Origin of the sequence: Enterobacter sp. 22499 (genome assembly GCF_052044815.1) — a bacterium.
Classification (GTDB): Bacteria; Pseudomonadota; Gammaproteobacteria; order Enterobacterales; family Enterobacteriaceae; genus Enterobacter; species Enterobacter bugandensis.
Genome location: NZ_JBQENR010000005.1, coordinates 217,418 through 241,806, shown reverse-complemented (window position 1 = coordinate 241,806; position 24,389 = coordinate 217,418). Strand labels below are relative to the sequence as shown.

Below are 24,389 nucleotides of genomic sequence, written 5' to 3'. Positions count from 1 at the left end.
CCGATGGTAGTGTGGGGTCTCCCCATGTGAGAGTAGGGAACTGCCAGGCATCAATCAAGAAGAACCCCGTACCGTAAGGTGCGGGGTTTTTTGCTTTGTGCGCCGGAAAATACCGGGTTGCGGCTTCGCCTTATCCGGCCTACAGGTTTTGTAGGCCCGGTAAGCGCAGCGCCACCGGGAAATGCTAACCGCACGATCTTACCGGGAAGAGATACAGGAGTAAAAATAAGGTAAGGTTTTGATAAACGCAGAAAAGCAAAAACCCAGCCATAGGCTGGGTTCTTTAAATAGTGGTGCCCGGACTCGGAATCGAACCAAGGACACGGGGATTTTCAATCCCCTGCTCTACCGACTGAGCTATCCGGGCAACGGAGCGCATTAAACCGCAATCGCGCCTTATCGTCAACATTATTTCAGGAAAAGCTGTTCAACTGCTTAAGTTTGCGGCAATCTGTACGTTTTCACCGTGAAAATGCACAAATCTTCCAGACAATACCGGGCCGTGCGGCAATGCTGATGACAACAGGAGGGCAGTATGGCAAACGACTGGCTTGAGCTCCGTCAGCATGCGGATACCGGCATTGAAACGATTAAAGCGCACTTCGAAGGCCATGCCTTCGATCCCCACTGGCACGATAGTTATCTGGTCGGGATTACCCTTTCAGGCACCCAGCAGTTCCACTGTCGTCGCGAACGCCACCGCAGCCATCCTGGTGATGCGTTCTTACTGGAGCCGGGCGAAATTCACGACGGCGACGCGCCTGTGGAAGGAGGCTTTACCTATCTCACCTTCTATCTTGACGAGCAGTGGCTGACGCGTACCCTCCGTGGATTATATGAAGCCACGCCGGATCGCTACTCGCTTCACTTTGCTCAAACGCTAACGCGAGAACCTCAGCTGGTCCGTTCTATCGGCGAGACGTTTAACGCGTTGCATAGCGATGAGATGAAAATTGTTCAGCAGAGCACAATGGATAAGCTGCTCTCTCAGATCACCTCCCATTGCCACTGGCGTAAGAAACTCCCGTCGCAGCTACAAAGCGCTGCCGTGGCGCACCGCGCACGCGACTATCTTTATGCGCATATCGGCGAGAACGTGGGGTTGTCAGACCTTGCGCGCGAGACGGGCACGGATCGCTTTACGCTGACGCGCTGCTTTAAGCGCGAGTTCAACCTGGCACCTCACGCCTGGCTTATTCAGCTGCGTCTGGCAAAGGCGCGACAGCTGCTGGCGCACGGCGAACAGCCTGTTAATGTGGCTACAGCGCTCGGTTTTGCCGACCAAAGCCATCTGGGACGCTGGTTCCAGCGTGCATACCGCATTTCCCCTGCCCACTACCGCCGGTTGTGCACAAACCTTCCAGACGTTTCCAGAAAATAGCGGCACAGTAATGGCTCTAATAAAAAAGGAGCCATCTGTGAGTCTGATGCCTTATCTGCTGTTTGCCTTTGTCGCGTCGATAACGCCCGGCCCGACGAATATCCTCGTTCTCACTAACAGCCAGCACTTTGGTGTGAAAAATACCATTCCCGCCATTTTGGGGGGATGTATTACGGCGAGTCTGATTGTGCTGATATCGGGTGCCGGCGCCGGGGAGGTGCTGCGTCAGTTTCCTCTGATACGCCAGGCAATGAGTTGGGCGGGCGTGCTGTGGCTAACCTGGATGAGCTGGCAACTGTATCGGGCGCCTGCGGCGAATCTCTCTGAGAAGACGCCTCATCGCTTCACCGCGCAAGCCGCAGCGCTGCTGCAGATGGTGAATCCGAAAACGTGGATGATGGCGCTGGCAGTAGTGAGTCTTTTTGCTCCCGCGAGCATTCATCCGTTAAGAGATATTGCGCTGATGGCGCTATGGTTGTTATTGATTTCTGTGATGTGCCTGATGTGCTGGGCGTGGCTGGGGAAGGCGGTAAACCGGGTGTTTCGCACCACCGTGGCGATGGTGCGGTTTCAGCGCCTGATGGCGCTATGTCTGCTCGTCTCCGCCTGGGCGGGCATGCTGGTCTAGGTTAACGCCCCGCCCATACGACACTGGGCAAAGCGCAGAATGTCTTCCGCCAGGCGGTGCGCCGTATCCACATCGGCCTGGCTACGGTTCACCAGCATGCGGCTCAGACAACCCTCCAGTACGAGCTCCATCTGCTTAGCGACCATTGCCGGGTCATCCACTTCAAGCGTTGTCAGCAGTTCGTGGGTGAAGTCATGCGCCGCACGTTTTTGCTGATCCGCCAGTTGGTGTATTGGATGGCCAGGATCGGGATAAAACGTACAGGCAGCAATAAACAGGCAGCCTGGATAACGATTGTTGCTGACGCACTCTGTCAGGGCGGTGTAGCGCGCTAACAGTTTTTGCTCAGCGGTCAGCTCTTCATTCAACATTAGCTGCCTGCGCCAGATATCCACCTGCTGGCTAAGATAGCGTAGGGCATCATAAAGCAGCGCCTCTTTATCCGGCCAGAAGCGCTTAAGCTCATCCAGAGGGTAATCGATACGGTCGGCTACCATCTCAAGCGTGGTGCTGGCGATCCCTTGAATCTCAAGTAGTTGCAGGGCTTGTCCCAGTACGTCTTCGCGTTGCACGGTTATCTCCTCCGCTATTCCCAACGGTATGTCCCGTCTAAAGTGTTGTTTACGGTTGGCGATTGCGCAAATGCGCGCTGAATGCCGGTGCGTCCATAAACCCGGTTACACGCTGTTCTGGCAGCTCTTCCCCCTGCTCATTGAAGAACAGAATGGTTGGCAGCCCGAGTACGGTAAGGTGTTTAAGCAGGGCCTTATCCTGCGTATTGTTGGCTGTGACGTTTGCCTGAAGGAGTACCGTCTCTTTCAGGGCATTTTGCACCTGAGGATCGCTAAAGGTGTATTTTTCAAACTCTTTGCAGGCAACACACCAGTCGGCATAGAGGTCGAGCATTACCGGTTTGCCTTTTGCCTGCGCCAGCGCGCTGTTGAGCTCATCGACGTTCTTAACGTGTATAAAGTTTAAATGTGCCTGCGTCTGGCCCACAGGCGAGCCGAACGCCCAATCCTGAAGCGGGCGCACGCTCACCAACGCGGCGGCGAGCAGGATAATTTGCACCAGACGCATCCACGTTTTTTTTGCCCCCAGGCTGACGATAAACGCCCAGGAGAAGAACGCCACGCCGAGCATGGCCCACAGGCGCAAACCCCACGCGTCACCCATGATGCGCTCCAGCAGGAACACCGGGAGCGCCAGGATGACAAAGCCGAACGCGGTTTTCACCGTCTCCATCCACGGGCCGCTCTTCGGCAGCAGGCGGTTGCCAAACACCGTCACCAGAATCAGCGGCAGGCCCATCCCCAGCGCGTAAAGATACAGCGTACCCCCGCCGAGCCACATATTACCGCTCTGGGCGATGTACAGCAGGATAGCGCTCAGCGGTGCTGTAGTGCAGGGGGAACAAATCAACCCGGCGATGGCGCCCATTGCGAACACGCCGCCAGCAGAGCCACCCTGCTGGCGATTGCTCATCAGCGTTAAGCGGGTTTGCAGCGAAGAGGGCAGCTGAAGCGTGAACAGGCCAAACATCGACAGCGCAAGCAGAATAAATACGGCTGACAGGCCGATTAGCACGTAAGGGTGCTGAAGCGCTGCCTGGAACTGTAGTCCGGCCGCGGCGACCACGAGGCCGAGCGCGGTATAGGTGAGCGCCATGCCCTGCACATAAATAAAGGCCAGGAGCAGCGCCCGGGCGGTAGAAAGACGCTGTTTGCCGCCCAGTACAATCCCGGAGATAAGCGGGTACATCGGCAGCACACAAGGGGTAAAGGCAATGCCGATACCAATCAGTAAGGCCCAAAGTGCTGAGAACGGCAGATCGGAAGCAGCTTTGGCTTCGCCTTCATCCCTCACCCTGGCCCTCTCGCCTGAGGGGAGAGGGGAGGCAGCCGCTTTAACTTCAGTAAGCGGAACGACCTTCGTTTCAGGGGGGTAGCAGAAGCCCGCGTCGGCACAGCCCTGATACGTAACCGTCAGCGTGGCATCTTTATCCGCCTGATTCACCGTGACGGGCACGCTTAAGCGCTGGCGATAAATTTCACTTTTACCGTAGAACTCATCCTCATGCCATTCGCCAGCGGGCATCTGCAATGCGCCAACGTTAGCCTTTGCCGGCGTGATGCTGACCTGCTTGCGGTAGAGGTAGTAACCCTCTTTCACCTGCCAGGTCAGATTGAGATCGTGCTGGTTTTGCTGAAAGTCGAAAATGAACGCCTGGTCGGCGGGAATAAAGTTCGAACGGCCGGGCGCGTCAAACAAACCGGCAAATACTGACGTGCTGCACAGCAGCAGGATCAGCGTAAAGAAGCGTTGAGCCATGAGAGATAGTCGTTATCGCCGTGGACCACTGGCAGCACCAGCAGCTCCGGGGTTTGATAAGGATGATGAGACTTGAGGCAGTCAAGGAGCGCCTGCTGATTCGCCAGATTGGTTTTGAGCAACATCTGGACTTCATACTCCTGCTCCAGCTTGCCTTCCCAGTAATAAAGGGAGGTCGCGCCGGGGAGCAGCGTGATGCAGGCAGCCAGTTTTTCGGCCAGCACTTTGGCGGCGAGATCCTGGGCAGAGGCTTCATCAGGGGCGGTACAAAGTACGACAACAGCATCAGGCGTGTTCACAGTCGACCTCCTCATCACGAAAGTCTTCACTATATCACGCCATGCGATTGGTCATTAATGAAACGGGCCGCAGAGCGGCCCGATTTTAACTATTTTTACAACGGCTAACCGTTTACAGCACAATGCCGCCAATGATAAAGCCGAGGACGACGCAAAGCGTAATCGCCACCACGCCCGGGATCAGGAACGCGTGGTTAAACACGTACTTACCGATGCGGGTTGAGCCGGTATCGTCCATCTCAACCGCGGCCAGCAGGGTTGGGTAGGTTGGCAGAACGAACAGCGCAGAAACCGCCGCAAAAGAGGCAATCGCCGTCAGCGGCGTCACGCCCAGCATCAGTGCCGCAGGCATCAGCGCTTTGGTGGTGGCAGCCTGAGAGTAAAGCAGCGTCGCGGCAAAGAACAGTACCACCGCCAACAGCCACGGGTAGTTGTGAAGCAGGTCGCCGGCAACGGTCTGGATGTCGCTGATGTGCGCTTTCACGAAGGTGTCACCGAGCCACGCCACGCCCAGTACGCACACGCAGGCGCTCATACCGGATTTGAAGGTGCTGGCGTTCAGCACTTCGCTGGTGTCGATTTTACAGGTGATGCTAATCAGCGTGGCGATGGTCAGCATGAATACCACAATCGCTTCGTTACGCGGCAGCACCGGGTTCTGGATCAGCCCCACGGTGTCGCTGATGGCGGTCGCGTAGAACATCACGGCGACGATACCGATCAGGAACAGCAGCACGGAGCGTTTCGCGTGCGGCTTCAGCTCGAAGACCTGGCTACCGCGCAGGCTCACTTCACCTTTTGCCAGACGCTCCTGGTAAACCGGATCGTCTTTCAGCTCGGCACCCAGGAAGTTACACAGCACGGCGGTAATCATCACCGCAATCAGCGTGACCGGAATACAGATCGCCAGCAGCGTCAGGTAGCTCACGCCCATCGGCTCAAGGATACCCGCGAAGAAGACTACGGCGGCTGAGATTGGCGACGCGGTGATCGCAATCTGCGACGCCACCACGGCAATAGAAAGTGGACGAGACGGGCGAATCCCCTGTTCTTTTGCCACCTCGGTGATCACCGGCAGCGTGGAGAACGCCGTGTGGCCGGTTCCCGCGAGAATGGTCATAAACCAGGTCACCAGCGGGGCAAGGAAGGTGATGTATTTCGGATGGCGGCGCAGCATGCGCTCCGCCAGGCTCACCAGGTAGTCCATACCGCCCGCCACCTGCATGGCCGCAATAGCGGCAATAACCGCCATGATGATTTCGATAACGTCAAAAGGGATTGCGCCGGGTTTAATCTGAAAGATAAGGGTAAGTACGAGCACCCCGAGACCGCCGGCAAAACCAATGCCGATACCCCCGAGCCGCGCGCCCAAATAAATCGCCAACAGGACGATGACGAGTTCTGCTCCAAACATAAAGACCTGCCTTGCTTATTAACAAGTTGATATTGAATTGTTGTATTTAGGTAACGCCTAAAAAGAAAAAAGGCACGTCACTTGTGACGTGCCTTTCGGAAGCCTAGCCTGAACTGTTACTGTTCGCTTTCATCGGTATATCGTTTCGCTTTATATGCCGGATGCATCAGGTTCTGGGCCGAGAAGATATCGTCCAGCTCGGCTTCGGTCAACAGTCCACGCTCCAGCACGACTTCACGCACGCTCTTACCGGTTTCGGCGCAAATCTTACCAACGATGTCACCGTTGTGGTGGCCGATGAACGGGTTGAGGTAAGTAACGATCCCGATGGAGTTATAAACATAGCCTTCACAGACTTCTTTATTCGCGGTGATGCCGTTAATGCATTTTTCCAGCAGGTTGTAGCAGGCGTTAGTCAGGATATGAATGGATTCAAACATCGCCTGGCCAATCACCGGCTCCATCACGTTCAGCTGCAGCTGACCGGCTTCGGAGGCCATGGTCACGGTGGTGTCGTTACCAATCACCTTGAAGCAAACCTGGTTCACCACTTCTGGCACTACCGGGTTAACTTTGGCTGGCATAATGGAAGAACCCGCCTGCAACTCTGGCAGGTTGATTTCGTTCAGGCCAGCGCGCGGGCCGGAGGAGAGCAGGCGCAGGTCATTACAGATTTTGGACAGTTTCACCGCCAGACGTTTCAGGGCGCTGTGTACCATTACGTACGCGCCGCAGTCGGATGTGGCTTCAATCAGGTCTTCCGCAGGCACCACAGGCAGGTTAGACACTTCCGCCAGCTTCTGAACTGCCAGCTGCTGATAGCCATCCGGGGTGTTCAGACGCGTACCGATGGCGGTGGCGCCCAGGTTCACTTCCAGCAGCAGCTCGGAGGTGCGCAGCAGGTTTTTGGTCTCTTCGTTAAGCAGCACGTTAAACGCATGGAATTCCTGACCGAGGGTCATTGGCACCGCGTCCTGCAACTGGGTACGGCCCATTTTCAGAATGTCCTGGAACTCAACGGCCTTACGCTGGAAGCCATCGCCCAGCTGGTTGATCGCGTCGACCAGTTTGACCACGGAGGCATACACCGCGATGCGGAAGCCGGTTGGGTAGGCGTCGTTGGTGGACTGGCATTTGTTAACGTGGTCGTTCGGGTTGAGGTACTGGTATTCACCTTTCTGGTGGCCCATCAGCTCAAGGCCGATGTTTGCCAGTACTTCGTTGGTATTCATGTTGACGGAGGTACCCGCGCCGCCCTGATAGACGTCAACCGGGAACTGGTCCATGCATTTGCCGTTGTTCAGCACTTCATCGCAGGCAGCGATAATCGCATTTGCCGCGCTTTTTGGAATGGTTTGCAGCTCTTTGTTCGCCAGCGCTGCGGCTTTCTTCACCATCACCATGCCACGGACAAACTCAGGGATATCGCTGATTTTGCTGTTGCTGATGTAGAAGTTTTCAATCGCTCTCAGAGTGTGAACACCGTAGTAGGCATCCGCTGGAACTTCCCTGGTACCCAACAAGTCTTCTTCGATACGAATGTTGTTTAACATGTGAACCTTCTTTTCAAGCTGCCGATGGATTGTACTAAACACACAACATATATGTGGTTTTGAATATTTTCTGACCGACGATTATTCCCTCAATCGGCCAGATGTTCGAGATCATATGCTGATGATAGCGAATTGCCGTAAGCTGGATCACTTATTATCGACCCGATTCCATGATAATTATTAATCTGTGAAATGTGTCACCGCTTTAATATTTCCGAAAAAAATATCCGTGCAAACCGATTGAATTTTGGCTAACCGTCTCCATCTCTTACAGACGCGTGACGCGAACACATTCAGACAGGGGCCAGATGGCACCTGCCATACAGGAGATGCCAGTGCGCTGGATACCGTTTATTGCTTTCTTTCTCTATGTTTACATTGAGATTTCTATTTTCATTCAGGTAGCTCACGTGCTGGGCGTCCTGCTGACGCTGATTCTGGTGATCTTCACCTCCGTCATCGGCATGTCGCTGGTGCGTAATCAGGGTTTCAAAAATTTCCTGATAATGCAGCAGAAGATGGCCGCAGGCGAAAGCCCGGCAGAAGAGATGATCAAAAGCGTGTCGCTAATTATTGCTGGCCTGCTGCTGATCCTGCCGGGGTTCTTCACCGACTTCCTCGGCCTGCTGTTGCTGTTGCCGCCGGTGCAGAAGCACCTGACCATGAAGCTGCTGCCGCACCTGCGCTTCAGCCGCATGCCGGGCGGCGGGTTCAGCACAGGGCCAGGCGATACCTTCGAAGGGGAGTATCAGCGCAAGGATGAACAGCGCGACCGTTTAGACCATAAAGACGATCGATAATTTTTTTGCCCGGTGGCTTCGCTTACCGGGCCTACGGATTTTTCCGCTTCGGTAAAAACGCCCACAGCCCCGCCAGCATGACGATGGCATACACACTCTTCCATTCCACCATCGCCAGCAACAGCAGGCACAGCACGCCCCCGACGACCGCCAGGGCTTTATAGCGACCTTTCAGCAGACGACAGCCCGCCAGCATGCACAGCAGGTAGATCATGATGAAAATACCGTTGGCGTAGATAATTAGAGCATCGAGGTTGATGTCGAGAAGATAAATACCCAGCGAGCTCAGGACGCAGCAGCCCAGCACGGCATTCAGCGCATTCATCGGGAGTTGACGTTTAGACAACCGCGCGAGGCGGCTCTCAGGTTTGTAGCGCGCCTGTGACCACACCAGACGGGCGAAGCTCTGGATATAAATGTTGAGGCTGGCAAAGCAGGCGAGATAGCCAATCACACAGGCCACCCATAGCGCCTTCACGCCGAAAAGTTTAACCACGATACCCGGTAGCGATGCGGCGGCGGCTTTATCTTCGCCGAACGCGTTGAAGTGCAGCACCAGCACGGTACAGGCCCAATATACGGTGCCCGCCAGCAGTAAACCAATCATCAGAGCGCGGGGAAAATCACGCTCGGGCTGTTTAAACTCGGATGCCAGGTGAGCGAACGCTTCAAGGCCAACAAAACACCAGAACATGACGGATAACGCAGCGAAAAGCTGTGAATGGTCGATATCGTTTATCGCAGGGAAGGGGATATCTGCTACGGTAATGTTACCCGCAAACCAGATGGCGACGATCAGCACGACGATCAACGCTGCAACCAGCGTTTGCAGATTCGCGCTTGAACTGGCCCCGCGCGAGCCCACCCACCAGACAATCGCCAGCGTACCCAGCTCAGCCAGCAGCAGTTGTTCGTCGTGCCAGCCAAACAGCGCCTGTCCAAAGCCGGTGGCGATATGCAGGGCTGCCGGAAGGCCAACGGGTATTACCGACAAAAACAGCCAGCCGGTCACACGCTCCATGCGCGGACCAAACGCCATGCCGACAAAATGCGCTACGCCGCCCGCGCTGGGGAAGTGCCGCCCGAGTATGGCAAACACAATCGCCACCGGGAACACCAGCAGGATCAGCACCGGCCATGCCCAAAGACTGTTATTTCCGGCGACCAGCGCCGCCAGTGCCGGTACGGCAAACACGCCGGTACCTAACAAGGAGGTTGAAAGCAGGCCAACGCCCTGCGCCAGCCCCAGCTCCTGCCTGAGTCCACTCATTTACCTTGCCCTGCCACCATCAAAAGAGAGTGGATGGTAACACTTTCGCAAATTTTTTTTCGATTCCCCCTTGAAGGGGTAAAAAGCTATCCCCATCTCTCAGGGCACTAGTCGGAAAACCGCATGCGGGCCGGCGTCATCCATAACTGATAATGACTTTCTCAAAGGAGAGCTATCAATGAGTATTCGTCCGTTACATGATCGTGTGATCGTCAAACGTAAAGAAGTTGAAACCAAGTCTGCTGGCGGCATCGTTCTGACCGGTTCTGCAGCAGCCAAATCAACGCGTGGCGAAATCATCGCTGTCGGTAAGGGCCGCATCCTGGAAAACGGAACTGTGCAGCCGCTGGACGTTAAAGTTGGTGACATCGTAATTTTCAACGATGGCTACGGCGTGAAATCCGAGAAGATCGACAATGAAGAAGTGTTGATCATGTCCGAGAGCGACATTCTGGCAATTGTTGAAGCGTAATTTACGCACGAGAATTTGAGGAAATAAGAACATGGCAGCTAAAGACGTAAAATTCGGTAACGACGCTCGTGTAAAAATGCTCCGCGGCGTAAACGTACTGGCAGATGCAGTTAAAGTGACCCTGGGCCCGAAAGGCCGTAACGTAGTGCTGGATAAATCCTTCGGCGCGCCAACCATCACCAAAGATGGTGTTTCCGTTGCACGTGAAATCGAGCTGGAAGACAAGTTCGAAAACATGGGCGCGCAGATGGTGAAAGAAGTTGCCTCTAAAGCGAACGACGCTGCAGGCGACGGTACCACCACCGCGACCGTACTGGCGCAGGCTATCATCACTGAAGGCCTGAAAGCCGTTGCTGCGGGCATGAACCCAATGGATCTGAAACGTGGTATCGACAAAGCTGTCGCATCCGCTGTTGAAGAACTGAAAGCGCTGTCCGTACCGTGCTCTGACTCTAAAGCCATTGCTCAGGTTGGTACTATCTCCGCTAACTCCGACGAAACCGTAGGTAAACTGATCGCTGAAGCGATGGATAAAGTCGGTAAAGAAGGCGTGATCACCGTTGAAGACGGTACCGGTCTGGAAGACGAACTGGACGTGGTTGAAGGTATGCAGTTCGACCGCGGTTACCTGTCCCCATACTTCATCAACAAGCCAGAAACTGGCGCTGTTGAGCTGGAAAGCCCGTTCATCCTGCTGGCTGACAAGAAAATCTCCAACATCCGTGAAATGCTGCCAGTGCTGGAAGCCGTTGCGAAAGCAGGCAAGCCGCTGGTTATCATCGCTGAAGATGTTGAAGGCGAAGCGCTGGCGACCCTGGTGGTTAACACCATGCGTGGCATCGTGAAAGTGGCTGCGGTTAAAGCACCTGGCTTCGGCGATCGCCGTAAAGCAATGCTGCAGGATATCGCAACCCTGACCGGTGGTACCGTGATCTCCGAAGAGATCGGTATGGAGCTGGAAAAAGCGACCCTGGAAGACCTGGGCCAGGCGAAACGCGTTGTGATCAACAAAGACACCACCACCATCATCGACGGTGTGGGTGAAGAAGCCGCTATTCAGGGCCGTGTTGGTCAGATCCGTAAGCAGATCGAAGAAGCCACTTCCGATTACGACCGTGAAAAACTGCAGGAGCGCGTAGCTAAACTGGCTGGCGGCGTTGCGGTAATCAAAGTTGGTGCGGCGACCGAAGTTGAAATGAAAGAGAAGAAAGCACGCGTTGACGATGCCCTGCACGCCACCCGTGCTGCGGTAGAAGAAGGCGTAGTTGCTGGTGGTGGTGTCGCGCTGGTACGTGTAGCCGCTAAGCTGGCTGGCCTGACCGCTCAGAACGAAGACCAGAACGTGGGTATCAAAGTTGCGCTGCGCGCAATGGAAGCTCCTCTGCGTCAGATGGTTTCCAACGCCGGTGAAGAGCCATCTGTGGTTGCGAACAACGTGAAAGCGGGTGAAGGTAACTACGGTTACAACGCGGCAACTGAAGAATACGGCAACATGATCGACTTCGGTATCCTGGACCCAACTAAAGTGACCCGTTCTGCTCTGCAGTACGCGGCATCTGTAGCTGGCCTGATGATCACTACCGAGTGCATGGTCACCGACCTGCCAAAAGGCGACGCGCCTGACTTAGGTGCTGCTGGTATGGGCGGCATGGGTGGAATGGGCGGCATGATGTAATCATGTTGTTCTGAACCTCTCAGAACGAACCCCGGACAGAAATGTCCGGGGTTTTTTATTGCCGCTACTCAAATGTTCCCTTCACGCATGCTGCGCCTTCGCGCACCATCTGGCGGCCTTTCGCCCAGACCTCGCGGATCTTCAGGTCATCCGTCAGCACCAGGAAATCGGCATCGCACCCGGGCGCGAGCCGCCCCTTATGCTCCAGCCCGAGAAACTCCGCTACGTTACGCGTAAACGGCAGAAGCGCCTCCTCCAGCGGCAGGTGATACCGGCTGACCAGTTGCTGCAGCGTCTGAGGCAGAGATTCGAACCCGGCTACGCCAATGCCCACCAGATTACCGTTCGCGTCAAAATTCGGTTGGCTGCCGTTACCATCCGAGCTGAGCGTAAGCCGGTTAAACGGCACCTGCGCTTCACGGGCCGTCGCGATGGCGGTGGCAGCATCAATGGGCTCACTGATGCTGGTGGTGATGTCGATATAGCCCCCGTCGCGGGCATAATCCAGCGCGGCGAGGAACAGCGCCTGGTCGCGGTTAACGTGGGTTGGCAGCAGCTTCGTGCGGGGCACGTCGGCATTTTTCAGGATGTTAAGCAGGGGCTCAAGCAGCTTCGGGCTGTTGCCGAGGTGAAACACGGATATGCCCGCTTTGGCGCCCAGCAGCCCGCCGACGCGCGACTGGGCGGCCATATTCGCGAGCTGGTCATCCGCTGGTGCGGAAGAGCGATGGTCGGAAATCGCGCATTTCACGCCGATGATTTTATCAATCAGCGCCACATCCTTTTCGATGCTGCCGGTAATCGTCGGAGAAGGCAGCCCGTATGCGCCTGTCAGCATCCACGCGCTGATCCCTTCATGCTCAAGCGCCCGCGTTTTTGCCAGCAGCGATTCGGGATGGCGGGTCACGCCGTCGGTACCCAGCAGGCCAACAACGGAGGTGATGCCCGCCGCCACCAGCGCGGACAACCGTACCTCCGGCGTCCGGGTGTGCGGACCGGCTTCACCGCCGCCGCCGATCAGGTGTACGTGCTGATCGATAAAGCCTGGACAAACCACCGCCCCGGCGAGATCGGTTTCAGGACAGTTAAGCCGCATTGCTGCGCGATCCGTTTTTTCAATAGCGACGATTTTTCCCCCGGCGATTAGCAGATCGCAACGTCCCCGATCCTCCGGCGCGTAAAGGTGCACATTGCGGAAAAGATGGGGTTCCAGCACTGAAAAATCCATTTTTATCTCCTCAGAAGAGTAGCTGCATTACCCACATTGAGAGCAGGGCGTTAATGACGCAGACGGTAATGATGTGTGGATAATACTTCGGGTTAACGCCTGCGGTGCCCAGGCAGCGGCCGGTGTTTTGCACCGGATTGCCCATCAGATAGATGGCGGGCAGCAGAACGGTGGCATCGTGGCCGTTGAGCGTGCCGGCAGCCACCAGGCTGGCGCAAACCCCCACGCCGCCGCCCATACTCATCACCGAGGCCAGCAGGACCGTTGCCGCCGCGCCCGGAAGCCCCCACAGGGCCATAATTGGCTCGCAAATATTGCCAACAATATCCAGCAGGCCGGTCACCTTGAGCGCCTGAATGATGACAAACGCCATAACCACGTTCGGCAGCAGGCTGGTAGTGGCGATGGTAAAGCCTCGGCGGGCGCCATCGATAAACATGTCCATGATATTTTTACGCGGCTGGGCGATCATTTTTTTCCTCCTGAATACGACGATCTTCCATGTGAGCGATCCACAGACGCAGGAGGTTCGCGCCAACAAATTTAAACATCAGTATGACGGCCAGCGGCGTGATTACCGGGACGGTAATAAACGTGAAGAGTGCGGCGCCGGAAGAAAAATAGTTGGTAATGATGGCGCTACCGCTGGTCTGGAAGGTGGCGAAAATGGCGCGCTCGCGATCGGTAATAGCCCCTTCGTCGGTCAACTCTTTGGTCATCCCTGCTGCGGCATCGGTATTTTGCAGGTTGGCGATGAGGGCCAGAGAGCAGACGCCCGGTACGCCAAGCAGCGGGCGCAAAATGGGCGTCATCAGCTGTTGCGCGGCACGCAGCCCGCCCAGCCCCTCGGTGACGGCAATGATCCCGAGCGATAAAATGACCGAAGGCGCCAGTTCAAGGGCAAACAAGAAACCGTCTTTCGCCCCCGTGCCGCCCTCACCGCGAAACGTGAGCGCGCCGTTCACCGGACCGAAGCTGCCGTTTAGGACGGTAAAATCCAGCACGCGCCACCATTCGGTACTTTTGGCGAAAAAGCCTGAGAAAAATACGATGGTGAGCACAAACGCCAGATAGCCCACCCATGTTACCTTTTCCTCTCCTGAGGATGATGCACTCATGAAACCCCCTGTTTTAATCGCGTACAAAAGTTGTACGTCGCAACACTAAAAACGATCGAGGGCTAAAACACGATATCCCAAAGGGCATTATCAGAATTCATTTAAGATGTCGGAGGAGTGATGTACGGAATCCGGCTCGCAGAAATGCGCGGGGATTTTTCTTTTAGTCATCTTTTAGGTATAAGATTTACACACGGACAATTACTGTCCAGCTTATTGAAAACGAGGAATAACATGCGCGTAAAAGTCTGTGCAGGGATCGTAGGAGCAGCGTTGCTGCTGGCGGGTTGTAGCTCCAGCAATGAACTGTCGGCAGCGGGCCAGGGCGTTCGCTTTGTGGAAAATAAGCCAGGCAGCGAATGCCAGCTGTTAGGCACGGCCACCGGTGAACAAAGTAACTGGATGTCGGGTCAGCACGGTGAAGAAGGCGGCTCTATGCGCGGTGCGGCGAATGCCTTGCGTAACCAGGCTGCTGCAATGGGGGGGAACGTGATTTACGGCGTGAGCAGCCCGACGCAAGGAATGCTCTCCAGCTTCGTGCCAACGGCCAGCCAGATGAGCGGCCAGGTCTATAAGTGCCCGAACTGAGTTTACTTGCTGATGGCGCTGCGCCCACCTCGTAGGGCAGGTAAGCGTAGCGCCACCTGCCTTTTAGCGCTGCCGCAGTTGCAAATCCAGCGGCGTCTTACTCGGCTCTCCGCCAATCTCGCGTGCCAGCTTCGGCACCATATAACCTGAAACCAGCGTTAACAGCTCGCGCATAATCTGTCGGGCTTCCTCATCCGTCACCATGAAATGCGCCGCGCCCTGCACGCGATCCAGCACGTGCAGGTAATAGGGCATCACGCCTGCGTCAAACAAGGCATTGCTGAGATCGGCCAGCACCCGGGCGCTGTCGTTCACGCCGCGCAACAATACGCTCTGGTTGAGCAGCGTCACGCCCGCCTTACGCAGACGCGCCATCGCCGCGCGAAATTCATCGTCGATCTCGTTCGCGTGGTTGATATGGTTTACCAGCAGCACCTGTAGACGTGACTGCTCCAGGCGTGCAACCAGGCCGTCAGTGATACGTGCCGGAATGACGATCGGTAAACGGCTGTGAATGCGCAGACGCTTAATGTGCGGGATGGCTTCAAGCTGCGTCAAAAGCCAGTCCAGTTCATGATCTTTTGCCATCAGCGGGTCACCGCCGGAAAAAATAATCTCATCCAGCTCTGGATGGGCGGCGATATAGTCCAGCGCAACCTGCCAGTTGCGCTTATTTCCCTGGTTTTCGGCATACGGGAAGTGCCGACGGAAGCAGTAACGACAATTTACCGCACAGCCGCCCTTTACCAGCAGCAGGGCGCGATTGAGATATTTGTGCAGTAAACCCGGCACCACGCTGTTTTGCTCTTCCAGCGGATCGGTGCTGTAGCCCGGCGCTGTAATAAACTCATCCTGCGACGTAAGGGTTTGTTTTAATAAAGGATCGTCAGGGTTGCCTTTTTCCATGCGCGCAACAAACGCGCGGGGAACACGCAGGGCGAAAAGTCGCTTTGCCTCACGGCCAGCAAGCAACTCCGGATGCTGATCGAGGTCTAAAAGACGCAGCAATTCATCAGGACTGGTGATTACATCGGCAAGTTGCGATAACCAATCTTCTCTGGATGGGGTGTTTAGGGTTACAATATGCGCCATTTTGTGGCTTAGCTACCAGTTAACAAATTTAGAGGGCCTTATGGCAACGTACTATAGCAACGATTTTCGTGCTGGTCTTAAAATCATGATGGACGGCGAACCGTACGCGGTTGAAGCCAGCGAATTCGTTAAACCAGGTAAAGGTCAGGCATTCGCACGCGTTAAGCTGCGCCGCCTGCTGACCGGCACCCGTGTTGAGAAAACCTTCAAATCTACTGACTCCGCTGAAGGCGCTGATGTTGTCGATATGAACCTGACTTACCTGTACAACGACGGTGAGTTCTGGCACTTCATGAACAACGAAACCTTCGAGCAGCTGTCTGCTGACGCGAAAGCCATTGGCGATAACGCGAAGTGGCTGCTGGATCAGGCTGAGTGCATCGTGACCCTGTGGAACGGCCAGCCTATCGCCGTTACCCCACCAAACTTTGTTGAGCTGGAAATCGTTGAAACCGATCCAGGTCTGAAAGGTGACACCGCGGGTACTGGCGGCAAGCCAGCAACGCTCTCCACCGGCGCTGTGGTGAAAGTACCGCTGTTCGTACAGATCGGTGAAGTGATCAAAGTGGATACTCGCTCCGGCGAATACGTATCCCGCGTGAAGTAATTTACGTCATGATTCGAGGCGCAGCGTCCGCTGCGCCTGATTTTTGCAGGCAGGGATGATGAAACGTACCGTTAAAATTCTGCTTCTGTTAGCGCTCTCCAGCGTACTGCTTTCCGGCTGTAACACCGCCCGTGGCATGGGGGAAGATATCCAGGACCTCGGTCATATCATTTCTCACGCAGCCAGCTAAGTCCGTCTAATTTTCCTAAAATTGCTTCCTTTTCCGTCAATCGGCGGGATCTTGTCTATTCTTAAGTTGCTATACACAAAACAACTTTGGCTATAAAAGGAAGATATTATGGTTAAGAAAACAATTGCAGCGATCTTTTCTGTCCTCGTGCTTTCCTCCGTGTTGACTGCATGTAATACCACCCGCGGCGTAGGGGAAGATATCTCCGACGGTGGTAACGCGATTTCTGGTGCAGCAACTAAAGCTCAGAACTAATGAAGCATGGACGGTACGGCACGTGAGTTTCACCGTACCGTCAATTATCTGCTTCCTAAAGGGATAAAAACGGTGAAAAGCGTGTATCCATATGCAGCTTCATGCGGATATTGCGTTTATAGGTATAAACCGTTTTTCCGTTAATGCTCAGGTGAGCGGCTATCTTTTGGTTGCTCGCGCCGTCCATCCATAACGTCAACACTTTCTCCTCCTGTCGTGTCAGCAAGGGGGCGGCCACCGTCGGGCGGTACGTGCTTGCGCGCGAAATTAACGCGTCATTGATAACCGTCGCGATTTCCTCAAGAGGGGCATTTTTCATTAGCGAAGACCAGACCGGGAAGTTCCCGAGCCAGGTCGCCAGGTCCTTGTCCTCTCCCGATTGCAGCATAATAAAAGGTAATTTTTCGCTGGCGTTCAGCAAAGAAGAGAGTTGCTGGAAATGGTGAATATCCTGCCTGAAACCATGCAGGTCAGCGATGACCAGCTCAGGTTTCCATTGCAGAATGTGCTCCCTGGCGAGGAATAGATTGTTCAGCCCGGTCACAACGTAGTGCCCCGGGAATAAACCGGAATGATTGAGCCATGCTTCAAACCCGGTGCGGGTGAAGTGACAACGGTCAATCAAAAGAATCTTGAACATATTTTATTCGCAGTCGGCTAGTGGTTTGGCTTCCTGCCATCAGAAAGCACATCATCATAGAGAAGTCCGATGAGCTATAAATGCCTGAACTCCGCGCCATACTGCGGCTATTTCTGGGCTTAACGCGTACATCAGAAAATGATTGAAAAAAAATCACACGCTAACCAAAATATGGGGTGTTATCTGCCTTGCGGGACGACCCGTAAGCGCTTCCTTCATCGGGGACGGCCCCAACTGTTTTTAAGTTAAGGAGCCCGAGATGTCCTGGATTATTCTCTTTATTGCTGGTCTGCTCGAAGTGGTATGGGCGATTGGTCTCAAGTACACCCACGGATTTACCCGCCTGACGCCCAGCGTTATTACCGTTACGGCGATGATCGTGAGCATTGTTCTGCTATCGTGGGCAATGCGTTCTCTGCCCGTGGGAACGGCCTATGCCGTCTGGACGGGGATCGGTGCCGTAGGCGCGGCGATTACCGGCATTCTGCTGCTGGGTGAGTCAGCGAGCCTGGCGCGCATTGCCAGCCTCGCTCTGATTGTTGCCGGTATCATTGGGCTGAAGCTCAGTACCCATTAACGGGGCTGTTTTACCCAGATGAGTTTCGACACATCAAACCCCTGTCGGGTCGCGACGTCCAGCATCTGCTGTTTCATTTCTGACGAAATAGTTGGCGTGCGGGAAAGTATCCACAGATAGTCGCGATCCGGCCCGCAGACCAGCGCGTGACGGTACTCTCTGTCGAGTGCTATCACGTTATAGCCGCCATAAAACGGGCCGAAGAAAGAGACTTTGAGCGCGGCCCGTCGCGGGTCGCCAGTGAAGTAGGCTTTCCCGACCGACTGCTGCCACATCTCACGATCGGGATTATAGCCCCGGTTGATCACCTGAATACCGCCATCATCCATTGGGCTGTAATTAGCAGTAACCTTCTCTAAGCCCTGCTCAAACCGATGGTCGAGGCGCGCGATTTCATACCATGTTCCAAGGAAGCGTTGTGCATCAAAAGGCGTGACGACGGTAACGCCAGGAGGTGGGGTAGGGGAACTGCAGGCCACCACTAAAAACGCGGCTGTCACCGCGGCGATAACAGGCAAAATGCGCATAGGAGTTTCCTTACTGTTTTTTGTTAAGTGTAGATGACGGCAAGGAAAATGTGGTTTTTGTGCGGTGTGTTTCGCCGGGTAAGCGCAGCGCTACCCGGCAATGTTTTACTGCAGCGCGTCGAGGATACGGTATGCCGCCTCAACTCGCGCCGGGTTCGGATAGCTTTTATTCGCCAGCATCACAATGCCGAGCTGCTTTTCAGGAATAAAGGCCACGTAGCTGCCAAACCCGCCGGTGGAGCCCGTTTTGTGCACCCATGAGGCCTTAACCGGGGGAACGGGTGGACTCACTTCTCTCGCAGGCAACGGTGCCAGCGCCACCTTGTTATCACTGCCTCCGACGACGGTTTTGGCATCGACCGGCCAGTTAAGCATCTCCCAACCTAACCCCTGATACATGGCACCCACGCGCCAGTAGCGAGACTGCGCCAGCGTAATGCCTTGCTTCAGGGACGTATCCTGCAGCGCGTCAGGGGCCATATTGGCCATCACCCAGCTCGCGATATCCTGCACGTTGGTTTTCACGCCATATGCCTCTGCGTCCAGCATGCCCGGTGAAACGTGGACCGCTTTACCGTCACGATATCCCCAGGCGTAATGCGTCTCCTCCGCTTTCGGAACGTTAATCCAGGTATGATCCAGCTTGAGCGGCTTAAAGACCCGCGTCGTCATGGCCTGCTCATAGTTCATGCCGGAAGGTTTGACCGCCAGCGCGCCAAAAAGACCGATGCTGGAGTTGGCGTAAAGACGCGTTGTGCCCGGCTTCCACTGAGGCTGCCAGTTTTGATAAAAGCGCAGCAGGGAAGCGTTATCTGTAACCTCATCGGGCACCTGTAAAGGCAGGCCACCGGCGGTGTAGGTTGCCAGATCCAGCATGCGAATCCCTTGCCACTGCTTGCCGGTCAGATCAGGCCAATATTTGGTTACCGGATCGCCCAGCGAAATTTCGCCGCGGGCAATAGCATCGCCCCCCAGCACGCCGGTGAAGGTTTTACTTATAGAGCCCAGCTCGAACAGGGTTTGCGGGGTGACGGATTTGTTCGCCGCGATATCGGCCTTTCCAAAGGTAAAGTAGTGTGGCTGGCCCTGATAAATCACGGCCACCGCCATGCCTGGAATACCCTGCGCTTTCATCAGGGGCGTAACGTTGCGTTCTACCACGTCAGCCAGCTGTTTTACCGACATCGGCGCGGCGAGTACAGAGCAGGATGTGCTGAGCAGCAGGGCGCAGCAAAGGAATTTTTTCATCATCAATTATCTTCCATAATAGCAGGTCAAGGGAGTGTCCGGGCCCGGCAGACCGCTGTAGTCTGTTGGATTTGACTATGGCTGACAAACGGTTAAATTTAGCATGAGCTGTTAATTTTTCTAACGGATGGAACAATGACCCGCAGCTATCTTCCGCTTAATTCGCTTCGCGCCTTCGAAGCGGCCGCCCGGCACCTCAGTTTTACGCATGCCGCGATAGAGCTGAACGTCACCCATTCCGCCATCAGCCAGCACGTTAAGGCGCTGGAGCAGCATCTGAATTGCCAGCTGTTTGTCCGCGTCTCGCGCGGCCTGATGCTGACCACGGAGGGGGAAAATCTGCTGCCGGTGCTGAATGATTCATTCGATCGTATCGCCGGAATGCTGGATCGCTTTGCCAGCCAGCGCGCTCAGGAGAAGCTAAAAATTGGCGTAGTAGGGACTTTCGCCACGGGTATCCTGTTCTCTCAGCTCGCGGACTTTCGCCGCTGTTATCCGCATATCGATCTTCACCTTTCCACCCATAACAACCGCGTCGATCCGGCTGCTGAAGGGCTTGATTATACGATCCGCTACGGTGGTGGAGCGTGGCACGGCACCGAGGCGCAGTTCCTGTGCCCTGCGCCGCTGGCGCCGCTTTGCTCGCCCGAAATCGCCGCCGTGCTCCAGTCTCCGGCCGACATCCTGAAGTTTACCCTGCTGCGCTCTTACCGACGCGACGAATGGTCGGCGTGGATGCAGGCGGCAGGCGAGCATCCTCCGTCGCCAACGCACCGGGTGATGGTGTTTGATTCGTCTGTCACCATGCTGGAAGCCGCACAGGCAGGTATGGGCATTGCCATTGCGCCTGTCGATATGTTTACCCATTTGCTGAACAGCGAGCGCATCGTGCAGCCGTTTACAACGCAAATTGATCTGGGCAGTTACTGGTTAACGAGACTGCAGTCGCGGGCTGAAACGTCCGCAATGCATGAATTTGCCCAGTGGCTGGTGGCAAAGATGCAGAAATAAAAGGCCCGCCGGATGGCGGGCCAGAAGCGTCAGATGGTGACCACGGCAATCAGCGTCACCACTGTCAGGATGGTTGCCAGCCCGTAGAACACCCATTTACCGCTCGGCACATGGATTTTCAGGTCATGCATCGCATGGTGAATGCGGTGCAGGCCGCACCACAGCGGCAGGACGATCATCAGGAAGATGAACACGCGGCCAATAAAGCTGCTCGCAAACGCCAGCACGCGCTCGTAGCTCAGCGCATCGCCCGGGAATAGCCCCAGCGGCAGCATAATGCCGACCAGCAGGATGATCACCGGGGCGATGATGGCACTCCACATGCCGCCTGCGCCAAACAGGCCCCAGAAGACCGGCTCGTCTGAACGTTTTGGATTTGGATTGATCACAGTAGTCTCCTTACCAGAACAGTGCGACAAACAGAATGACAACAGTGACCAGGATCGTCACTGCCCATAGCCCTTTAATGACCGGCTCCGGCCCCATTTTTTCGTCTTTAATGATGATGTTTGCCGCTTTTGGCGCCAGTTCAAACCAGGTTTTGGTATGAAGTAGCGCCGCCGCGAGCGCGATCAGGTTCAGAACCACGATGATTGGGTTTTGCAGGAAACCGACAAAGTTCGCCCAAGTTTCCGGCCCGTGTTTAAGGGCAAAAACGCCATACATTAACTCAAGGCTGAACCAGACCGCCGGTACCGCCGTGCCTTCACGCAGCATATAGAAGCGATAAAACGGCAGGTTTTTCCACCAGGTGGACGGCACAGGCCGCACGTAGGCTTTGCGTTTAGTCGTCATCATGCACTCCTTAGCGTGGTTTCAGGGTAGCGATAAGAAAGTCTTTCGAGCTTTCCACTTTACCCTGCTGAATTGCGGCGGCCGGGTCGACGTGCTTCGGACAGACTTCGGAGCAGTAGCCCACAAACGTACAGGTCCAGACGCCGTTCTGGCCGTTTAGCTGCGCCATACGTTCTTTTTTGCCGTGGTCGCGGCTGTCTTCGTTATAGCGGTGCGCCAGGGTAATGGCGGCCGGGCCGATGAACTCCGGGTTCAGGCCAAACTGAGGACAGGCGGCGTAACACAGGCCGCAGTTGATGCAGCCGGAGAACTGATGGTATTTCGCCATCTGCGCCGGCGTCTGGGTGTTCGGACCCTGGTCCGGCGTGCGCGGGTTGCCGATGATGTACGGCTTAATCGCTTCCAGGCTTTCGATAAAGTGGGTCATATCGACCACCAGATCGCGCTCGATTGGGAAGTTGCCCAGCGCTTCAACCTTAATGCCTTTGGTGTAGTCACGCAGGAAGGTTTTACAGGCCAGCTTCGGCACCTTGTTGACCATCATGCCGCAGGAGCCGCAGATCGCCATGCGGCAGGACCAGCGGTAGCTCAGGTCCGGCGCCAGGTTGTCTTTGATATAGCCGAGCGCATCCAGCAGGGAGGTTTGCTCGTCATAAGGCACTTCGTAGAAAGCGCTGTGGGGGGCGGTATCCACTTCCGGGTTGTAGCGCACCACTTCAACTTTCAATTTTTGCATCTCAGCCATTCGCCTTCTCCTTCTTCTCGGCGGCTTCTGCTTCTGCGCCATACACGCGTTTAGCCGGTGGCAGCGTGGTGATTTTCACGTCGCTGTAGTCCAGACGCGTGGTGCCATCCGCATCGCGCCAGGCGAGAGTGTGTTTCAGGAAATTGACGTCGTCACGTTCGGTGCAGCCTTCGTCCAGACGCTGGTGGGCGCCGCGAGACTCTTTACGCGCCAGCGCAGAGTGCGCCATACATTCCGCGACGTTCAGGCCGTGGCCAAGCTCAATGGTATAGAGCAGGTCGGTGTTGAAGACGCTGGAGGTATCGGTGATGCGCACGCGCTTGAAGCGCTCCTGCAGTTCCGCCAGCTTGTCGACGGTTTTCTGCATCAGTTCCGGCGTACGGTAGATACCGCAGCCTTCTTCCATCGACAGGCCCATCTCGTCGCGGATCTTCGACCAGTTCTCGTTGCCTTCCTGGTTCACCAGATCCTTCAGGCGTTTTTCAACGTCTGTGACCTGCGCATCCAGCGCCGCACCGTTTGCTTCGCCTGCGGTTGCCGCACGCTCCATGGCGCGCTCGCCCGCCATGCGGCCAAAGACGACCAGCTCTGCCAGCGAGTTAGAGCCCAGACGGTTGGCGCCGTGCAGGCCGACGGAGGAACACTCGCCCACGGCGAACAGCCCTTTAATGCGGGTTTCACACTGCTGGTCGGTTTCAATCCCGCCCATGGTGTAGTGCGCGGTTGGGCGTACCGGTATCGGCTCTTTCACCGGGTCGACGCCCACGTAGGCTTTTGCCAGTTCGCAGATAAACGGCAGACGCTCCAGCAGTTTCTTCTCGCCCAGGTGACGCAGGTCGAGATAGACCACGTCGCCGCGCGGCGTTGAGATGGTGTTGCCCTTGCGCCACTCGTGCCAGAAGGCCTGAGAAACTTTGTCGCGCGGGCCGAGCTCCATGTATTTGTTTTTCGGCTCGCCGAGCGGGGTTTCCGGGCCCATGCCGTAATCCTGCAGATAACGGTAGCCGTTTTTGTTGACCAGAATACCGCCTTCACCGCGGCAGCCTTCCGTCATCAAAATGCCGGAGCCAGGCAGGCCGGTTGGGTGATACTGCACAAACTCCATATCGCGCAGCGGCACGCCGTGGCTCAGCGCCATGCCCATCCCGTCGCCGGTGACGATGCCGCCGTTGGTGTTGTAGCGATATACGCGACCCGCACCGCCCGTTGCCATCACCACCGCATTGGCGCGGATCTGGACGAGCGTGCCTTCCATCATATTCATCGCCACCAGGCCACGTGCATGACCGTCGTCGACCAGAATGTCGAGGACAAAATGTTCATCGAAGCGCTGAATTTGTGGGAACTGAAGGGAGGTCTGGAAGAGGGTGTGCAGCATGTGGAAGCCGGTCTTATCGGCGGCGAACCAGGTGCGTTCGATCTTCATGCCACCGAAGCGGCGGACGTTAACGCTGCCGTCCGGGCGGCGGCTCCACGGACATCCCCACTGCTCGAGCTGGGTCATCTCCGTTGGGCAATGGTGCACGAAGTAGTCAACGACATCCTGTTCGCAAAGCCAGTCGCCCCCTGCAACCGTGTCGTGGAAATGGTATTCGAAGCTGTCATGATCCTGCGCGACGGCGGCGGATCCTCCTTCTGCTGCCACCGTGTGGCTGCGCATCGGATAGACTTTTGAAATCAATGCGATTTTAGCGTTCGGGTTGGCTTGTGCCGCAGCAATTGCAGCGCGTAATCCAGCCCCGCCAGCGCCTATTACGGCAAGATCGGCTTGAAAAGTTTGCACGACATTCCTCCAGATTTTTGTTTTCCCGCAATGCGATGAACTAAAGGAAGTTCACCTGCCCGAACGGGCGATTGCGGAAGCGATTCCACTGCTCCTTTATGGGTATAACAGTATAACCGCGTAGTTGTGAGGGAAATTTGACGTGTTCGATTTTTTTGCTGT

At 55.7% G+C, this 24,389-nt stretch carries 28 protein-coding genes and 1 tRNA gene; 11 read left to right on the top strand and 18 right to left on the bottom strand.

Features of this window, described 5'->3' with window-relative positions; all coding sequences use genetic code 11:
- Window positions 1–291 precede the first annotated feature (291 nt).
- Window positions 292–367 (bottom strand) — tRNA-Phe (locus ACTJI7_RS16385).
- Between the two features lie 168 nt (window positions 368–535).
- Between ACTJI7_RS16385 and ACTJI7_RS16380 the strand changes: the two genes are divergently transcribed.
- The gene (locus ACTJI7_RS16380; protein WP_041911503.1) at window positions 536–1,381 is read left to right on the top strand and encodes an AraC family transcriptional regulator; all 846 of its coding nucleotides are present in this window, start codon (window positions 536–538) and stop codon (window positions 1,379–1,381) included.
- 37 nt (window positions 1,382–1,418) lie between these two features.
- Complete coding sequence (locus ACTJI7_RS16375) at window positions 1,419–2,009, top strand: LysE family translocator (RefSeq protein WP_440670671.1); 591 nt, start codon at window positions 1,419–1,421, stop codon at window positions 2,007–2,009.
- Here ACTJI7_RS16375 and ACTJI7_RS16370 read toward each other — a convergent pair.
- The 5 genes from ACTJI7_RS16370 to aspA form a co-directional block, all read right to left on the bottom strand.
- Complete coding sequence (locus ACTJI7_RS16370; RefSeq protein ID WP_028015225.1) at window positions 2,006–2,581, bottom strand: transcriptional regulator; 576 nt, start codon at window positions 2,579–2,581, stop codon at window positions 2,006–2,008. The two genes, ACTJI7_RS16375 and ACTJI7_RS16370, sit on opposite strands and share 4 nt — an antisense overlap.
- A gap of 49 nt (window positions 2,582–2,630) precedes the next feature.
- Window positions 2,631–4,340, bottom strand: a complete 1,710-nt coding sequence (locus ACTJI7_RS16365) for a protein-disulfide reductase DsbD (protein WP_422712849.1) — start codon at window positions 4,338–4,340, stop codon at window positions 2,631–2,633.
- Entirely contained in the window at window positions 4,316–4,639 is a 324-nt protein-coding gene (cutA, locus tag ACTJI7_RS16360) for a divalent cation tolerance protein CutA (RefSeq protein ID WP_440670674.1), read from the bottom strand. Before cutA ends, ACTJI7_RS16365 begins: the two co-directional genes overlap by 25 nt.
- Window positions 4,640–4,751: 112 nt before the next feature.
- Entirely contained in the window at window positions 4,752–6,053 is a 1,302-nt protein-coding gene (locus ACTJI7_RS16355; protein ID WP_008502949.1) for an anaerobic C4-dicarboxylate transporter, read from the bottom strand.
- Window positions 6,054–6,169: 116 nt separating this feature from the next.
- Complete coding sequence (aspA, locus tag ACTJI7_RS16350; RefSeq protein ID WP_003855923.1) at window positions 6,170–7,606, bottom strand: aspartate ammonia-lyase; 1,437 nt, start codon at window positions 7,604–7,606, stop codon at window positions 6,170–6,172.
- 335 nt (window positions 7,607–7,941) lie between these two features.
- Between aspA and ACTJI7_RS16345 the strand changes: the two genes are divergently transcribed.
- Complete coding sequence (locus tag ACTJI7_RS16345; protein WP_028015228.1) at window positions 7,942–8,406, top strand: FxsA family protein; 465 nt, start codon at window positions 7,942–7,944, stop codon at window positions 8,404–8,406.
- Window positions 8,407–8,437: 31 nt separating this feature from the next.
- Here ACTJI7_RS16345 and yjeH read toward each other — a convergent pair whose 3' ends face one another.
- On the bottom strand, window positions 8,438–9,676 hold the full coding sequence (gene yjeH / locus ACTJI7_RS16340; RefSeq protein ID WP_262806848.1) for an L-methionine/branched-chain amino acid transporter: 1,239 nt from the start codon (window positions 9,674–9,676) through the stop codon (window positions 8,438–8,440).
- 178 nt (window positions 9,677–9,854) lie between these two features.
- Between yjeH and ACTJI7_RS16335 the strand changes: the two genes are divergently transcribed.
- Both ACTJI7_RS16335 and groL read left to right on the top strand, forming a co-directional pair.
- On the top strand, window positions 9,855–10,148 hold the full coding sequence (locus tag ACTJI7_RS16335) for a co-chaperone GroES (RefSeq protein WP_003855929.1): 294 nt from the start codon (window positions 9,855–9,857) through the stop codon (window positions 10,146–10,148).
- A 31-nt stretch (window positions 10,149–10,179) separates the two neighbouring features.
- Window positions 10,180–11,823, top strand: a complete 1,644-nt coding sequence (gene groL, locus ACTJI7_RS16330) for a chaperonin GroEL (protein WP_440670676.1) — start codon at window positions 10,180–10,182, stop codon at window positions 11,821–11,823.
- A gap of 64 nt (window positions 11,824–11,887) precedes the next feature.
- Here groL and iadA read toward each other — a convergent pair whose 3' ends face one another.
- Genes iadA through ACTJI7_RS16315 form a run of 3 tightly spaced genes read right to left on the bottom strand, consistent with a single transcriptional unit; the run spans window position 11,888 to window position 14,169 of the window.
- On the bottom strand, window positions 11,888–13,051 hold the full coding sequence (gene iadA, locus ACTJI7_RS16325; RefSeq protein WP_045261286.1) for a beta-aspartyl-peptidase: 1,164 nt from the start codon (window positions 13,049–13,051) through the stop codon (window positions 11,888–11,890).
- A gap of 10 nt (window positions 13,052–13,061) precedes the next feature.
- On the bottom strand, window positions 13,062–13,523 hold the full coding sequence (locus ACTJI7_RS16320) for a YjiG family protein (RefSeq protein ID WP_028015231.1): 462 nt from the start codon (window positions 13,521–13,523) through the stop codon (window positions 13,062–13,064).
- On the bottom strand, window positions 13,504–14,169 hold the full coding sequence (locus ACTJI7_RS16315; RefSeq protein ID WP_045261285.1) for a nucleoside recognition domain-containing protein: 666 nt from the start codon (window positions 14,167–14,169) through the stop codon (window positions 13,504–13,506). The genes ACTJI7_RS16320 and ACTJI7_RS16315 overlap by 20 nt, the downstream gene beginning before the upstream one ends.
- 234 nt (window positions 14,170–14,403) lie before the next feature.
- On the opposite strand from ACTJI7_RS16315, the gene ACTJI7_RS16310 reads away from it, so the two are divergent.
- Entirely contained in the window at window positions 14,404–14,757 is a 354-nt protein-coding gene (locus ACTJI7_RS16310; protein WP_440670679.1) for a DUF4156 domain-containing protein, read from the top strand.
- A gap of 63 nt (window positions 14,758–14,820) precedes the next feature.
- Here ACTJI7_RS16310 and epmB read toward each other — a convergent pair whose 3' ends face one another.
- Complete coding sequence (epmB, locus tag ACTJI7_RS16305; RefSeq protein ID WP_126326199.1) at window positions 14,821–15,849, bottom strand: EF-P beta-lysylation protein EpmB; 1,029 nt, start codon at window positions 15,847–15,849, stop codon at window positions 14,821–14,823.
- Between the two features lie 40 nt (window positions 15,850–15,889).
- Here epmB and efp point away from each other — a divergent pair, with 40 nt between their 5' ends.
- From efp to ecnB, 3 genes are all read left to right on the top strand, one after another.
- Window positions 15,890–16,456 carry an elongation factor P gene (efp, locus tag ACTJI7_RS16300; protein ID WP_003855940.1) on the top strand — a complete coding sequence of 189 codons (567 nt, stop codon included), beginning with the start codon at window positions 15,890–15,892 and terminating at the stop codon, window positions 16,454–16,456.
- 58 nt (window positions 16,457–16,514) lie between these two features.
- The gene (locus tag ACTJI7_RS16295) at window positions 16,515–16,646 is read left to right on the top strand and encodes an entericidin A/B family lipoprotein (protein ID WP_028015234.1); all 132 of its coding nucleotides are present in this window, start codon (window positions 16,515–16,517) and stop codon (window positions 16,644–16,646) included.
- Between the two features lie 108 nt (window positions 16,647–16,754).
- On the top strand, window positions 16,755–16,901 hold the full coding sequence (gene ecnB, locus ACTJI7_RS16290; RefSeq protein ID WP_003855942.1) for a lipoprotein toxin entericidin B: 147 nt from the start codon (window positions 16,755–16,757) through the stop codon (window positions 16,899–16,901).
- A 55-nt stretch (window positions 16,902–16,956) separates the two neighbouring features.
- Here the strand turns inward: ecnB and ACTJI7_RS16285 are convergent, their stop codons facing one another.
- Entirely contained in the window at window positions 16,957–17,541 is a 585-nt protein-coding gene (locus ACTJI7_RS16285) for a helix-turn-helix transcriptional regulator (RefSeq protein ID WP_440670682.1), read from the bottom strand.
- Between the two features lie 259 nt (window positions 17,542–17,800).
- Here ACTJI7_RS16285 and sugE point away from each other — a divergent pair, with 259 nt between their 5' ends.
- Window positions 17,801–18,118 (top strand): quaternary ammonium compound efflux SMR transporter SugE, encoded by a 318-nt coding sequence (gene sugE, locus ACTJI7_RS16280; RefSeq protein WP_006178944.1) that lies wholly within the window; start codon window positions 17,801–17,803, stop codon window positions 18,116–18,118.
- Here sugE and ACTJI7_RS16275 read toward each other — a convergent pair.
- Window positions 18,115–18,645, bottom strand: coding sequence for a lipocalin family protein (locus ACTJI7_RS16275; protein WP_028015236.1), 531 nt, complete (start codon window positions 18,643–18,645; stop codon window positions 18,115–18,117). The two genes, sugE and ACTJI7_RS16275, sit on opposite strands and share 4 nt — an antisense overlap.
- Window positions 18,646–18,750: 105 nt before the next feature.
- Entirely contained in the window at window positions 18,751–19,896 is a 1,146-nt protein-coding gene (gene blaACT / locus ACTJI7_RS16270; protein WP_440670685.1) for an ACT family cephalosporin-hydrolyzing class C beta-lactamase, read from the bottom strand.
- Between the two features lie 132 nt (window positions 19,897–20,028).
- On the opposite strand from blaACT, the gene ampR reads away from it, so the two are divergent.
- Window positions 20,029–20,904, top strand: a complete 876-nt coding sequence (gene ampR / locus ACTJI7_RS16265; protein WP_192986659.1) for a LysR family transcriptional regulator AmpR — start codon at window positions 20,029–20,031, stop codon at window positions 20,902–20,904.
- A gap of 29 nt (window positions 20,905–20,933) precedes the next feature.
- On the opposite strand, the gene frdD is transcribed toward ampR, so the two are convergent.
- The 4 genes from frdD to frdA are packed head-to-tail and all read right to left on the bottom strand — an operon-like array spanning window position 20,934 to window position 24,227.
- Window positions 20,934–21,293 (bottom strand): fumarate reductase subunit FrdD, encoded by a 360-nt coding sequence (gene frdD, locus ACTJI7_RS16260; RefSeq protein ID WP_000609653.1) that lies wholly within the window; start codon window positions 21,291–21,293, stop codon window positions 20,934–20,936.
- Window positions 21,294–21,303: 10 nt separating this feature from the next.
- Window positions 21,304–21,699: a fumarate reductase subunit FrdC gene (gene frdC, locus ACTJI7_RS16255; protein ID WP_028015239.1), complete on the bottom strand. Its 396-nt coding sequence runs from the start codon at window positions 21,697–21,699 to the stop codon at window positions 21,304–21,306.
- Window positions 21,700–21,709: 10 nt separating this feature from the next.
- Window positions 21,710–22,444, bottom strand: coding sequence for a succinate dehydrogenase/fumarate reductase iron-sulfur subunit (locus tag ACTJI7_RS16250; RefSeq protein WP_041911494.1), 735 nt, complete (start codon window positions 22,442–22,444; stop codon window positions 21,710–21,712).
- Window positions 22,437–24,227, bottom strand: coding sequence for a fumarate reductase (quinol) flavoprotein subunit (gene frdA / locus ACTJI7_RS16245; protein WP_028015241.1), 1,791 nt, complete (start codon window positions 24,225–24,227; stop codon window positions 22,437–22,439). Before frdA ends, ACTJI7_RS16250 begins: the two co-directional genes overlap by 8 nt.
- Window positions 24,228–24,389: the final 162 nt, after the last annotated feature.

Bases quoted from the DNA above. Each gene is read 5' to 3' on its own strand.
- ACTJI7_RS16380 (WP_041911503.1), top strand. From the start codon at position 536: ATGGCAAACGACTGGCTTGAGCTCCGTCAGCATGCGGATACCGGCATT.
- ACTJI7_RS16365 (WP_422712849.1), bottom strand. From the start codon at position 4,340: ATGGCTCAACGCTTCTTTACGCTGATCCTGCTGCTGTGCAGCACGTCA.
- ACTJI7_RS16355 (WP_008502949.1), bottom strand. From the start codon at position 6,053: ATGTTTGGAGCAGAACTCGTCATCGTCCTGTTGGCGATTTATTTGGGC.
- aspA (WP_003855923.1), bottom strand. From the start codon at position 7,606: ATGTTAAACAACATTCGTATCGAAGAAGACTTGTTGGGTACCAGGGAA.
- yjeH (WP_262806848.1), bottom strand. From the start codon at position 9,676: ATGAGTGGACTCAGGCAGGAGCTGGGGCTGGCGCAGGGCGTTGGCCTG.
- ACTJI7_RS16335 (WP_003855929.1), top strand. From the start codon at position 9,855: ATGAGTATTCGTCCGTTACATGATCGTGTGATCGTCAAACGTAAAGAA.
- groL (WP_440670676.1), top strand. From the start codon at position 10,180: ATGGCAGCTAAAGACGTAAAATTCGGTAACGACGCTCGTGTAAAAATG.
- iadA (WP_045261286.1), bottom strand. From the start codon at position 13,051: ATGGATTTTTCAGTGCTGGAACCCCATCTTTTCCGCAATGTGCACCTT.
- ACTJI7_RS16320 (WP_028015231.1), bottom strand. From the start codon at position 13,523: ATGATCGCCCAGCCGCGTAAAAATATCATGGACATGTTTATCGATGGC.
- ACTJI7_RS16315 (WP_045261285.1), bottom strand. From the start codon at position 14,169: ATGAGTGCATCATCCTCAGGAGAGGAAAAGGTAACATGGGTGGGCTAT.
- ACTJI7_RS16310 (WP_440670679.1), top strand. From the start codon at position 14,404: ATGCGCGTAAAAGTCTGTGCAGGGATCGTAGGAGCAGCGTTGCTGCTG.
- epmB (WP_126326199.1), bottom strand. From the start codon at position 15,849: ATGGCGCATATTGTAACCCTAAACACCCCATCCAGAGAAGATTGGTTA.
- efp (WP_003855940.1), top strand. From the start codon at position 15,890: ATGGCAACGTACTATAGCAACGATTTTCGTGCTGGTCTTAAAATCATG.
- ACTJI7_RS16295 (WP_028015234.1), top strand. From the start codon at position 16,515: ATGAAACGTACCGTTAAAATTCTGCTTCTGTTAGCGCTCTCCAGCGTA.
- ecnB (WP_003855942.1), top strand. From the start codon at position 16,755: ATGGTTAAGAAAACAATTGCAGCGATCTTTTCTGTCCTCGTGCTTTCC.
- ACTJI7_RS16285 (WP_440670682.1), bottom strand. From the start codon at position 17,541: ATGTTCAAGATTCTTTTGATTGACCGTTGTCACTTCACCCGCACCGGG.
- sugE (WP_006178944.1), top strand. From the start codon at position 17,801: ATGTCCTGGATTATTCTCTTTATTGCTGGTCTGCTCGAAGTGGTATGG.
- ACTJI7_RS16275 (WP_028015236.1), bottom strand. From the start codon at position 18,645: ATGCGCATTTTGCCTGTTATCGCCGCGGTGACAGCCGCGTTTTTAGTG.
- blaACT (WP_440670685.1), bottom strand. From the start codon at position 19,896: ATGATGAAAAAATTCCTTTGCTGCGCCCTGCTGCTCAGCACATCCTGC.
- ampR (WP_192986659.1), top strand. From the start codon at position 20,029: ATGACCCGCAGCTATCTTCCGCTTAATTCGCTTCGCGCCTTCGAAGCG.
- frdC (WP_028015239.1), bottom strand. From the start codon at position 21,699: ATGACGACTAAACGCAAAGCCTACGTGCGGCCTGTGCCGTCCACCTGG.
- ACTJI7_RS16250 (WP_041911494.1), bottom strand. From the start codon at position 22,444: ATGGCTGAGATGCAAAAATTGAAAGTTGAAGTGGTGCGCTACAACCCG.